10 protein-coding genes are annotated in these 12,385 nt (G+C 56.7%); 8 read left to right on the plus strand and 2 right to left on the minus strand.

Annotation, left to right across the window (positions count from 1 at the left end; genetic code table 11):
* Window positions 1-89: 89 nt before the first annotated feature.
* From menF to menE, 6 genes are all read left to right on the plus strand, one after another.
* A complete protein-coding gene (menF, locus tag AC2FC2_RS15770; RefSeq protein WP_490659498.1) occupies window positions 90-1,382 on the plus strand; it encodes an isochorismate synthase MenF in 1,293 nt (430 codons plus the stop codon).
* A gap of 252 nt (window positions 1,383-1,634) precedes the next feature.
* Window positions 1,635-3,308 carry a 2-succinyl-5-enolpyruvyl-6-hydroxy-3-cyclohexene-1-carboxylic-acid synthase gene (gene menD / locus AC2FC2_RS15775; protein ID WP_490659499.1) on the plus strand — a complete coding sequence of 558 codons (1,674 nt, stop codon included), beginning with the start codon at window positions 1,635-1,637 and terminating at the stop codon, window positions 3,306-3,308.
* Complete coding sequence (gene menH / locus AC2FC2_RS15780) at window positions 3,308-4,075, plus strand: 2-succinyl-6-hydroxy-2,4-cyclohexadiene-1-carboxylate synthase (RefSeq protein WP_209638959.1); 768 nt, start codon at window positions 3,308-3,310, stop codon at window positions 4,073-4,075. Before menD ends, menH begins: the two co-directional genes overlap by 1 nt.
* An 11-nt stretch (window positions 4,076-4,086) precedes the next feature.
* A complete protein-coding gene (gene menB, locus AC2FC2_RS15785; protein ID WP_209638961.1) occupies window positions 4,087-4,944 on the plus strand; it encodes a 1,4-dihydroxy-2-naphthoyl-CoA synthase in 858 nt (285 codons plus the stop codon).
* 11 nt (window positions 4,945-4,955) lie between these two features.
* Window positions 4,956-5,927 carry an o-succinylbenzoate synthase gene (menC, locus tag AC2FC2_RS15790; RefSeq protein ID WP_490659526.1) on the plus strand — a complete coding sequence of 324 codons (972 nt, stop codon included), beginning with the start codon at window positions 4,956-4,958 and terminating at the stop codon, window positions 5,925-5,927.
* Complete coding sequence (menE, locus tag AC2FC2_RS15795) at window positions 5,915-7,300, plus strand: o-succinylbenzoate--CoA ligase (RefSeq protein WP_490659500.1); 1,386 nt, start codon at window positions 5,915-5,917, stop codon at window positions 7,298-7,300. The genes menC and menE overlap by 13 nt, the downstream gene beginning before the upstream one ends.
* A gap of 41 nt (window positions 7,301-7,341) precedes the next feature.
* Here the strand turns inward: menE and katA are convergent, their stop codons facing one another.
* The gene (gene katA / locus AC2FC2_RS15800) at window positions 7,342-8,778 is read right to left on the minus strand and encodes a catalase KatA (RefSeq protein ID WP_209638965.1); all 1,437 of its coding nucleotides are present in this window, start codon (window positions 8,776-8,778) and stop codon (window positions 7,342-7,344) included.
* A 334-nt stretch (window positions 8,779-9,112) separates the two neighbouring features.
* Between katA and AC2FC2_RS15805 the strand changes: the two genes are divergently transcribed.
* A complete protein-coding gene (locus tag AC2FC2_RS15805; RefSeq protein WP_209639052.1) occupies window positions 9,113-9,655 on the plus strand; it encodes a YfaZ family outer membrane protein in 543 nt (180 codons plus the stop codon).
* A 48-nt stretch (window positions 9,656-9,703) separates the two neighbouring features.
* Here the strand turns inward: AC2FC2_RS15805 and tyrP are convergent, their stop codons facing one another.
* On the minus strand, window positions 9,704-10,912 hold the full coding sequence (gene tyrP / locus AC2FC2_RS15810) for a tyrosine transporter TyrP (protein ID WP_209638967.1): 1,209 nt from the start codon (window positions 10,910-10,912) through the stop codon (window positions 9,704-9,706).
* A gap of 244 nt (window positions 10,913-11,156) precedes the next feature.
* Here tyrP and AC2FC2_RS15815 point away from each other — a divergent pair, with 244 nt between their 5' ends.
* Complete coding sequence (locus AC2FC2_RS15815) at window positions 11,157-12,353, plus strand: nicotinamide mononucleotide deamidase-related protein YfaY (protein ID WP_265555719.1); 1,197 nt, start codon at window positions 11,157-11,159, stop codon at window positions 12,351-12,353.
* Window positions 12,354-12,385: the final 32 nt, after the last annotated feature.

A 12,385-nucleotide genomic window follows, 5' to 3' on the forward strand; every position in this document is an offset into this window, starting at 1 on the left:
TACCGAGGATCCAGCGACACGATTTTTCCGCCGCTCTGCGCTGATTTACCGTATAATTCCCTACATTAGGTTTGGTTATTGAGGTCGCTGTGGAACAACTCTCTGCATTGTTAGGGCGCTTACGCCAGCAGCTTGAACACGATGTACCTGCTGATGGCGGTTTCCAGCAACGTTCACTTCCTGTTCCGGCGCCGTTGGCCAACCACTTGCTGGAGTGGCTGGCGGCACAGCCGGCATTCCCGCAGTTTTATTGGCGCCATCGCGATGGGCATGAAGAAGCCGCGGTGTGCGGTGCAGTGCTTCAATTCACCCAGCCTCAGCAGGCGCAAAGTTTTCTCAGAACCCATCAGAACGCACGCGTATGGGGGCTGAACGCTTTTGATGGCGCTGCGTATTTATTTTTGCCTCGGCTGGAAATATGGAATGGTGGCGAGGATGCGCACTTAACGCTCAATCTGTTTTCTGAGAACGCGCTGCGTGACGATGCGGCGTTGGCCAGCCAGTGGCTGGATCAACTGCTAGCAGCCGTGCCCATCACACCCTTAAAAGTGCAGGTGGATCAGGTTCGGCATCAGCCGGAACGCGCCGGCTGGGAAGCGATGTTGCATGAAGCGTTACAGGCCATCGACAGTCAGCAGATGGAAAAGGTGGTGTTAGCACGCAGTACGCTATTAACGCTGGATAGCCCGCTGTCTGCTCCGGCAATGATGGATGCCAGCCGGCAGGTGAATCACCGTTGCTACCATTATATGTTGCGGTTTGATGCATGCCGCGCATTCCTTGGCTCTAGCCCGGAAAGACTGTATCGGCGCGAAGGGCGCCTTTTGCTGACTGAGGCGCTGGCAGGTACGGTGGCCAATCACCCCGATCGGCAACAGGCGCAGGCATTAGCGCAGTGGTTGCTGCAAGACGGTAAGAATCAGCATGAAAATTTACTGGTGGTAGATGATATCTGCCAGCGCTTGCAAGGCGGTGCCGACGCGGTGGATGTCTTGCCGCCTGAAGTAGTGCGTTTACGTAAGGTGCAACACCTGCGGCGGCGTATTGAAGGCCGTCTCAACCACAGTAGCGACGCCGATTGCCTGCAACGCTTGCAGCCAACGGCCGCGGTGGCTGGCTTACCACGCCAGGCTGCACGTGAGTTTATCCTGCAACATGAACCTTTTTCCCGTGCTTGGTATGCCGGTTCTGCCGGCTACCTGTCCTTTCCCCGCAGTGAATTTTGCGTGGCGTTGCGCTGTGCACAAGTCGATGAGAAAGCCTTACGTCTGTATGCCGGTGCCGGCATTGTGGCAGGTTCCGATCCGGCAGAAGAATGGCAAGAAATCGAAAACAAGGCCGCCGGACTGCTGACGCTATTGCAACCCGATGCGTTGAGCTGAATTTCCCTGCTTATGATCCGGATTTATTGAGTGGATGCTGCCGGGAGTGTAAACTGCTTGTGATTTTTGTGTTTATTTTTTGTTCTAAATCAATTGATTGTCTACCATAAAGTCACCGGGATATACGGCGTTTTTGCGCTGGCGCAAAAGTCGTAAAGATAACTACTCATATAATGCAGAACATCATTTTTGGCATGCTGCCAATCGGCACGCGCCAAAGGCAGATTCTGTTAACCGACTTGTGAGCGAATTATGTCGACAAGTGTTTTTAATCGCCGGTGGGCGGCGTTGCTGTTGGAAGCGCTAGCTCGCCATGGGGTGCGGCATGTCTGTATCGCTCCGGGATCGCGCTCGACACCGTTGACGCTGGCTGCGGCGGCTAACAAGTCTTTTATCTGCCATACCCATTTTGATGAGCGCGGGCTGGGCCATTTGGCGCTTGGTCTGGCCAAGGCGTCACGGGAACCGGTCGCGGTGATTGTGACCTCCGGTACCGCAGCCGCCAACCTTTATCCTTCCCTGATCGAAGCCGGCCTGACTGGCGAGCGGCTGGTGTTTCTTACCGCTGACCGCCCCCCTGAGTTGATCAACTGCGGCGCCAATCAGGCGATCCGCCAAAACGGCCTGTATGCCAGCCACCCGTCGCTGAATATCGATTTGCCCCGCCCGACGCCTGACATTCCCGCCCGTTGGTTAGTGTCTACTGTCGACAGCGCAATGGCACGTTTGCAGCACGGTGCATTGCACATTAATTGCCCGTTTGCCGAACCCCTGTATGGCGGTGATGAGCAACAGTATGCGGATTGGTCCGCGGCGCTCGGTGACTGGTGGCAAGACAGCCAACCCTGGCTGAGAGAAGTGGATCCACACGTGGTGCTCAAGCAGCCGGACTGGTTCTTCTGGCGGCAAAAACGTGGCGTGGTGGTGGCTGGGCGTATGAGCGCGGAAGAAGGCGAGCAGCTGGCACAATGGGCAGACATGCTCGGTTGGCCGCTGATCGGTGACGTGCTGTCCCAAACCGGACAACCACTGCCCTGCGCCGATTTGTGGCTGGCTCAGCCGCAAGCGCAGAAAGTGTTGGCCGAAGCGCAACTGGTGGTGCAGTTCGGTAGTAGCCTGACCGGCAAACGTCTATTGCAGTGGCAGGAACAATGCCGACCGGCGGAGTATTGGCTGATCGACGATTTACCGGGACGGCTCGATCCGGCACATCACCGGGGCCGCAGGATCCGTTCCAGCGTGGCGCAGTGGCTTGAGCTGCATCCGGCGCAGCCGCGTTCCCCGTGGGCTGACGAGCTGGCGGCGCTGGCAGACAGGGCATTGGATGCCGTTTCCGGTCATTTGGTCAACCGCTTTGGTGAAGCGCAGTTGGCGCACCGTTTACCGGAGTTGTTACCGGAAAATGGCCAACTGTTTCTCGGCAATAGCCTGATTGTCCGGCTGATTGATGCGCTGACCCGCTTGCCGGCCGGTTACTCGGTATTTAGCAATCGCGGTGCCAGTGGCATTGACGGGCTGATTTCTACCGCCGCAGGGGTACAACGGGCGACCGCCAAACCAACGCTGGCCGTGGTCGGTGATCTGTCCGCGCTGTACGACCTGAATGCGTTGGCGCTGCTGCGTCAATGTTCTGCGCCGACGGTGTTGATTGTGGTCAACAACAATGGCGGCCAAATTTTCTCACTGCTGCCCACGCCGCAAGAAGATCGAGAGCGGTTTTACTGTATGCCGCAGGATGTCGAGTTCAGCCATGCGGCGGCAATGTTCCACCTCGCTTACGCCTGTCCGGAAAACTGGGGGCAGTTGCTGCAAGCGGTGGAGCAGGGCTGGCGCCACAGCGGCGCTACGCTGATTGAACTGCAGGTGCCACCGAGCGATGGTGCGCAAACACTTCAGCATCTGGTGCAATTGATGGCGGAGCAATAATGCTGGCAACAAAGGTATTGCAACAGGGCGAGGCCGATCGCCCATGGTTGATCTGGCTGCACGGCATGTTGGGCAACAATAATGAATGGCGGGTGATTGCCTCTCGCTGCCCTGAGTGGCCATCACTGGCGATCGACTTACCCGGCCACGGAGACTCCGTCGCGGTGGCCTGTAACAGCTTTGACGATATCAGTGCGCAGATCAGCGCTACCTTGCAGATGCATGGTATCGAGCGCTATTGGCTGGTGGGCTATTCACTCGGCGGGCGCATTGCCATGTATCACGCGTGCTACGGGGAAACTACCGGCCTTCAGGGCGTGGTTATTGAAGGCGGCAACCCAGGGCTGGCTGACACTGCGCTGCGAGCTCAACGCTTGGCACATGATGCTGCCTGGGCCGAGCGTTTTCGTCGCGAACCTATCGCACAGGTTCTGGCTGACTGGTATCAACAGCCCGTTTTCGCCAATCTCAGTGCGGTGCACCGTACTGCGCTGATAGACGCCCGGTCTGATAATTCCGGCCCAGCGGTCGCGGACATGCTGGAGGCCACATCGCTGGGCAAGCAGCCTTACCTGGTACCGCAATTGCAGCAACTGACGGTCCCGCTGGTGGTGCTGTGTGGCGCGGATGATCACAAATTTCAACAGCTGGCGCGCGACGCTGAGTTGCCGTTACGCATCGTGCCACAGGCCGGGCATAACTCGCATCTGGCCAATCCGCAGGATTTCGCCGCTGAGCTGCACGACTTTCTCGTTAACCCTGGTTAAAGGAACAGAACATGCTCTATCCGAATGAAGAACAACTGTATGCCGCCATCGACTGGCAGGATTGCTCCGGTGATTTCGAAGACATCCTGTATCACAAGTCCAGCGACGGCATTGCTAAAATCACCATCAACCGTCCACAGGTGCGTAATGCGTTCCGACCGCACACGGTAAAAGAGATGATTGAGGCGCTATCCAACGCGCGTTATGACGACGGCATCGGTACCATTATCCTGACCGGTGCGGGCGACAAAGCCTTCTGCTCCGGTGGTGACCAGAAAGTGCGCGGTGACTACGGCGGCTACCAAGATGAAAGTGGTGTGCATCACCTGAACGTGCTCGATTTCCAGCGCCAGATCCGCACTTGCCCGAAACCGGTTGTGGCAATGGTGGCCGGTTATTCGATCGGGGGCGGTCATGTACTGCATATGATGTGCGATCTGACCATTGCCGCAGACAATGCTATTTTCGGCCAGACCGGCCCGAAAGTGGGCTCGTTCGACGGCGGATGGGGTGCGTCTTATATGGCGCGCATTGTTGGCCAGAAGAAGGCGCGTGAGATTTGGTTCTTGTGCCGCCAGTATGATGCCGCAGCCGCCCTGGATATGGGCCTGGTCAATACCGTAGTGCCGTTGGCAGACCTGGAAAAAGAAACCGTACGCTGGTGTCGTGAAATGCTGCAAAACAGCCCGATGGCGCTGCGTTGTCTGAAAGCGGCCTTGAATGCCGACTGTGATGGACAGGCTGGTCTGCAAGAGCTGGCGGGGAATGCCACCATGCTGTTCTACATGACTGATGAAGGCCAGGAAGGGCGCAACGCATTTAACGAAAAGCGTCAGCCGGACTTCAGCAAATTCAAGCGCAATCCGTAATGATTTCCCCTATCCGTAACGCCGCTGTTTACCGTTACAGCCTGCCGATGGACGCTGGCGTGGTGCTGCGCAACCAGCGGTTGAAAACCCGTGACGGTTTACTGATCCATCTGCAACAAGGTGAGCAGGAAGGCTGGGGGGAGATCGCGCCCTTACCGGAATTTAGCCAGGAAACGCTGGCGCAAGCCGAGCAAGACACGCTGAACTGGGTACAGTGTTGGCAGGCCGGAGTATTGCCGCCAGACAGCCTGTTACCCTCGGTGGCATTTGGCACAAGCTGTGCGCTGGCGGAGCTGGAACAGCGGCTGCCGCTGCAGGCTGACTACCGCAAAGCGCCGTTGTGTTCGGGCGATCCCGATGAATTGTTTGCGGTGCTGACGGCTTTACCGGGCGAGAAGGTGGCGAAGGTGAAGGTCGGGCTGTATGAGGCAGTACGTGACGGTATGATCGTTAACGTGCTGTTGGAGGCGCTGCCGGATCTCAGACTGCGGCTGGACGCCAACCGCAGTTGGACGCGGGTCAAGGCGGATGGGTTCGCTAAATATGTGGCTCCGGCTCTGCGCGAACGCATTGCCTTCCTTGAGGAACCTTGCAAAACCCGTGATGAATCACGGGATTTCGCTCGGGCAACCGGCATTGCCATCGCCTGGGATGAAAGTGTGCGTGAGCCTGACTTCGTGGTGGAGGCCGAGCCGGGCGTAGCGGCGATCGTGATTAAACCGACGTTGGTCGGCAGTCTGGCACGCTGTCGTGCGCTGGTGGACCAGGCGCATGCGGCAGGGTTAACGGCAGTGATCAGCTCCAGTATTGAATCGAGTCTGGGGCTAACGCAGTTGGCACGCATTGCGCACTGGCTGACACCGGCCACGGTCCCCGGTCTCGACACGCTTGATTTGATGCAGGCTCAACTGTTGCGGCGCTGGCCAGACAGCACGCTGCCACTGCTGGACCGGCAGGCGTTGGAGTGTGTATGGCACAGTTAAACGACTGGCCGTGGCGGCATTGGGCGCAGCGACGCCCGCAGGCCACGGCGGTGATAGTCGGTCATCAGCCGCTTAGTTGGTTGGCATTGCGGCGTCAGGTGGACAAACTGGCGGCAGACTTTCAACATCAGGGCGTTGAGCCTGGCTGTGGCGTTGCGCTATGTGGCAAGAACAGCTATCCACTGCTGTTAGCCTATCTGGCGCTGTTACAGTGTGGTGCACGGCTGTTGCCGCTCAACCCGGCGTTACCAGATGCTCTGCTGACAACGCTGCTGCTCGAGCTGGATATGGATTTTGCCTTCAGCCCAGATCTTTTGCCGACATTACCGGCAAAGGTCATCCGTTTAAACCCACCCTCGACTGAGCACCGTTGGCTGAATTCGCCGCGCTGGGATGCCCAGCGGTTGGCGACATTGACGTTGACTTCCGGCTCCAGCGGCACGCCAAAAGCGGCTGCGCACAGCTATGCCGCGCATATTGCCAGTGCCGAAGGTGTGTTGCAGCTGATGGATTTCCAAGCTCAGGATCGTTGGCTGTTGTCATTGCCGTTGTTTCACGTCTCCGGTCAGGGCATTGTCTGGCGTTGGTTGACGGCCGGTGGTGGATTGGTCGTCCGCGACATGCATCTGCTGGCTGACGCGTTAGCGGGATGTACACATGCATCCCTGGTGCCGACTCAGCTTTGGCGCCTGCTGACGCAACCCTTAGCGTCACTGACGTTGAAAAAAGTGCTGCTTGGTGGCGCGATGATCCCGGTAGAACTGACCGAACAGGCGGAAGCGCTGGGCATTCGCTGCTGGTGTGGCTATGGTCTGACCGAGCTTGCATCCACCGTCTGTGCCAAACGCGCTGATGCACGGCCTGGCGTTGGGGTGCCGCTGGCAGGACGGGAAATTAAGCTGGTCAATGAAGAGGTCTGGATCCGTGCGCAGAGCCTGGCGCGGGGATATTGGCAGAACGGCACCTTACAGCCCCTTGCCGATGATCAAGGCTGGTTCCATACGCGCGATCGCGGCGTGATGGAACAGGGTGAGTTACGGATCCTCGGGCGATTGGACAATCTGTTTTTCAGTGGTGGAGAAGGCGTTCAGCCAGAGGATATTGAGCGCGTGTTGTCGGCTCACCCGCAGATTTCCATGGTGGTGGTGGTGCCTGTGAATGACGCTGAGTTTGGTCAACGACCGGTGGCGGTGATCGACAGCGAAGAGCCCCTGTCGTTGGAAGCGCTGCTGGCCTGGTCGCAGGAGCGATTAGTGAATTTCCAGCGGCCGATGGCGCTGTTGGCGATGCCAACCGAATTGAAAAGCAGTAGTATTAAAGTATCGCGCCGGCAGTTGCAACAATGGGTGGCGCAACAGATAGCAGGTCGCTAAGAAAGGCCGCCGAAAGGCGGCCTAAATGATCACGGAGGGGGCTATTTCAGGCCAAGTGCTTTGGCTACACCTGCACCGTAGTTCGGATGCACTTTAGTAAACAAGTCAACCTGACGACGTTGGATCTGTTCCGGCACTTGCGACAGCTCCCCGGCGATGCGGGTAAACATGCGCTCATGCTCTTCGGCGCTCAGCAGGTTGAAGAGTGCGCGCGGTTGGCTGTAGTAATCATCGTCTTCACGATGGTTCCAGTGGTCGGCTGCCCCTTCAATGCTCAATGGCGGTTCGCTAAAGTCCGGTTGCTCCTGGAACAAACCGAAGCTGTTTGGCTCATAGGTTGCGCCGTTGCCGCTATTGCCATCCACCCGCATGGCACCGTCACGATGATAATTGTGGAACGGGCATTTCGGGCTGTTGACCGGGATCTGGTGATGGTTCACGCCCAGACGATAACGGTGCGCATCCCCGTAAGAGAACAGACGCCCCTGTAGCATTTTGTCCGGCGAGAAGCTGATGCCTGGCACCACGTTGGCCGGATTTACAGCCACCTGTTCCACTTCTGAGAAGTAGTTTTCCGGGTTGCGGTGCAGTTCGAAGAAACCGACGTCGATTAACGGGTAGTCGCCGTGCGGCCAGACTTTGGTCAGATCGAACGGGTTATACGGGGTCTGTGAGGCTTCGTGTTCCGGCATAATCTGGATTTGCAGTTTCCAGCGTGGGTAATCACCCCGTTCGATGGCCTCATAGAGATCCCGTTGCGAACTTTCACGGTCTTTGGCGATGATGGCTTCCGCTTCATCATCCATCAGGTTTTCAATGCCTTGTTCGCAGCGGAAATGGAATTTCACCCAAAAACGCTCGTTGTTGGCATTGATAAAACTGAAAGTATGGCTGCCGAAGCCGTGCATATGACGATAGGATTTCGGGATGCCGCGGTCGCTGAAATCTATGGTCAACTGGTGCAAACTTTCCGGTGACAGCGAGAAGAAATCCCACTTGTAGGTTGGATTGCGCAGATTAGTGCGGGGATCGCGTTTGACCACGTGGTTGAGATCGGGGAATTTCAGTGGGTCGCGCAGATAGAAGACCGGCGTGTCGTTACCCACCAGATCCCAATTGCCTTCCTCGGTATAAAACTTCATGGCGAAACCACGAATGTCGCGTTCGGCATCCGCGGCACCGCGCTCACCGGCAACGGTAGAGAAGCGGATAAACATGTCGGTTTGCTTGCCGATTTCAGAGAAGATTTTTGCGCGGGTGTACTGGGTAATATCGTGAGTGACGGTGAACGTGCCGTAGGCACCGGATCCCTTGGCGTGCATGCGGCGTTCAGGGATAACTTCACGGTCGAAATGGGCCAGCTTTTCCAGGAACCACACGTCCTGTAGCAGCATCGGACCGCGTTTACCTGCGGTAATCACGTTATTATTATCGACAACCGGTGCGCCGGCTGCAGTAGTCAGTCCTTTCTTGCTCATTACTTGCTCCTTATCGTATTGCAATCGAGTAAAACTCGGGTGGCTTAAGCATTCATCATATAATCCTGCAAGGGGGCTTACCCTGACCTCGGTTAATGCCACTACTAGTTGTAGACCTATTGAACGCTCGCGGCAAATAGGTCTGAGTTATCGTTGTCATTGCCATCAAGGGTGATGCCTTTGTTTGCACAACTTTACATTCATTTGATTAATTAAGGATTTTTTCGCCTTTATCCCTTAAAGACTGGTTGTGCTTTGGTATAGACTCGTGACGGTATTATTACGGGTTAACTCATATCGTCCGTAATGGATGAAGTAGCAAGAGGGATAGATGATGAAAAAGACGTTGGTCGCCTGCGCAGCAAGCATGCTGTTTGTGACGGGTGCAGCGAGTGCGCTTAGCCTGTCGGGCGAGGCCGGGCAGCATTACACCAATCTTGGCTTTGGCCAGGATACCGGCACTTCCGGGTTGGGATTAACAGGCAACTGGGCGCGCAGTGACCATGACGGCAACGTTGGTAGCCTGGGGTTGAATTTCGGCCTGCCACTGGGGCCGTTGACCGCGACGGTAGGCGGTAAGGCACTGTATCTGAGCCCGAAAGACGGTAAAAGCGGTGGTGCAGTAGCATTGGGTGGTGGTCTGGATTGGGCCATCAACCGTTACTTCAGCCTGCATGGCGAAGGCTATTTTGCACCAGACTCGCTGACCAGCGGCGTGAAGGCCTACAACGAAGCCAGCGGCGGCCTGCGCTGGAATATCTTCCGTCCGCTGAGTGTGGATGTGGGTTACCGCTACATGAAGATGGAAGGAAAGGATGGGCGTCGTGACAACACCTTGGCCGATGGCCCGTATGTCGGTGTTGGTCTGAGCTTCTGATCCAAACGACAAGGGGCCCAGTGGGCCCCTTGTTTTACTGACAATCGATCACCCCACCGCAGGCAATATGCCGCTGGCGATGCCCAACTGAATGGCAATCACCGTAATCCCGCAGACAAACACCAACGCCAATGCAGGCGTCCCACCCCAAACACGGTATTTTGCTTGATGCTGCTGGCGTGTTTTCCATACCAACAGCGACGGCAGCAGCAACGCCAATATCGCCAGCGCAATGGCGGCAAAACCCAGAGCCAGTACAAAGCCACGTGGGTAGAACAGGGCGAAAGCCAACGGCGGCAGGAAAGTGATGGCACCGGTTTGCAGACGACCGCGGACGTTATCCTGGCGTTTGAACAAATCGGCGAGGAAATCAAACAACCCGAGAGCGACGCCAAGGAACGAGGTCGCCAACGCAAGATCGGCAAACAGATGCACGGCCAGCTCTACGTGTGGCGATGCGACGACGTCACGCACTGCCTGCAATAAACCGTTCAGACCCGCCTGTTGCGCCAAAATACCGACGAAGGTGGTTGAGCTGATGCTACCGAGGGTAGCCAATTGCCAGAAGATATAGGCTATCAACGGAATGGCGCTGCCGATAATGAACACCCAGCGCAGTTTGCGGATGTTGCCGCCCATGTAGTTTACGATGCTAGGTACGCTGCCGTGGAAACCAAATGAAGTGAAGATCACCGGGATGGCAGACAGTGCCAGCCCTTGTTCCAGGGGTAACGTCATCAGGTTGGTTTGGTGAATATTTGGCAGCATCAAACCCAGCATGACGATCAAGAACACCACTTTGGCACTGAACAGGATGCGGTTAAACAGATCGACCGAGTGGGTGCCGATGCAAACGACGCCACCAGCAACCAGAGTAAACAGCAACACCCCTAACGTGGTGGGGAAATCTTGTGAGGTCCATTGGCTGATACTGGCCGCCAGCAATTCGCCGGCCCCGCTAATGTAGGCGGCGGTCAGCGCGTACATCAGAAACATCATGCTGAAACTGGTTAGCCATTGGCCCCCACCACCAAGGTAGCGCTTTGCCAGGGTCCCCAGGCCGGTATCTGCTTGCTCGTGCTGATAGACTTCGACCAGCAGCAGGGCGGTATAGCACATCAAGAGCCACAGTCCGACCAGCAGACCCAGCGTGACGCCGAAGCCTACACCTGCTGCCGCCAACGGCATTGCCAACATCCCGGCGCCAATGGTGGTTCCTGCCACGATAAAAACACTGCCAAGCGTGCGATTTTTCACGTTTTTCTCTATCAGCAAAAGATTTTGGAAAATTATAGGTAACCTATTCTAAGTGCGGCAGGATAGTTGATGCATTATTTTGTGTCAAACAGGCGTTACGGATGGTGTTCAGATATATTTACACCGTTAAGGGCCGCGTGATGCCGTAAAAAAATGCCTCCGACAGAAATTATCCGGCGATGCTTAGTGAAAACTTATTTACGGGCTTCTATAGTGGAAAGATCAGAAAATGTGGGAGAGATCAATGTTAAGGGTGGAGATGCTCAGCACCGGTGATGAGGTGTTACACGGGCAAATTGTAGATACCAACGCTGCCTGGTTGGCTGACTATTTGTTCCAGCAGGGCATGCCGATGAGCGGCCGTGAAACCGTGGGGGACAACCTCTCCTCTTTGATCGAGACATTGCAGGAGCGCAGCCATATCGCCGATGTTCTGATCGTTAACGGGGGATTGGGGCCGACCAGTGACGATCTCAGCGCCCTGGCGGCGGCGATGGCCTGTGGCGTTGAGCTGGTTGAGCAAGCGGAATGGATGGCCCGCATTGAGGCCTATTTTGCCGAGCGTGGTCGGCCAATGGCCGCCTCCAATCGTAAACAGGCGCAGATCCCGGCTAACGCAGAGATGCTCGACAATCCGGTGGGGACGGCCTGCGGTTTTGCCTTGAAACTGAACCGATGCATGATGTTTTTCACGCCGGGGGTGCCATCTGAATTTAAAGTCATGGTCGAGCAGCAGATTGTGCCGCGTTTACGTGAGCGATTTACGCTGCCTGAACCGCCGCTGTGCCTGCGCTTAACCACCTTTGGCACGTCTGAAAGCGATCTGGCTGCGGAGCTGGACGGCATGCCGTTGCCACCTGATGTGGTACTCGGTTACCGTTCTTCCAGCCCGATTATTGAACTGAAGCTCACTGGCCCGGTGACCCAACGTGCGGCGATGGAACAGGCGTGGGAAAAGGTTCGCCAGGTCGCCGCTGACAACACCTTGTTTGAAGGCACACTGGGTTTGCCTGCGGTGCTGACGCAGAAGCTGACCCAGCAGGGGTTGAAGCTGGCGTTGAGCGAGCAGTTTAGCGCCGGGTTGATCAACCTGCAGTTGCAGAGTGAAGGCGCACCCCTGGCCGGTGGCGAGTTATTGCCGTCGCACTGTGTAGAAACGCTGGAAACCACGCTGGCGCGTGCGCGTTCGCTGGCTGAGCTGACCGGGGCGCAACTGGCGTTGGCCGTCAGTGCCATGCGCGGTGATCAGGTCAGCGTGGTGCTACATACGCCGAAAGGCGGTATGGGGCAGACGGTGCGTTATCGGGCTGCACGTCACCATTTACGGCTGCGGCAGGAGTCGGTCGCAATGCTGGCGTTGGACATGTTACGACGTTGGCTGAACGGTGGGCCCGTGTGTGGCAAGAACGCTTGGCTGGAAATCGTCGAGAGTATTGAGTGATGCGCCGAATGGGGGATTTTCCCCCATTCGTT

Source organism: Serratia sp. CoH_122_TC_1, assembly GCF_058191755.1.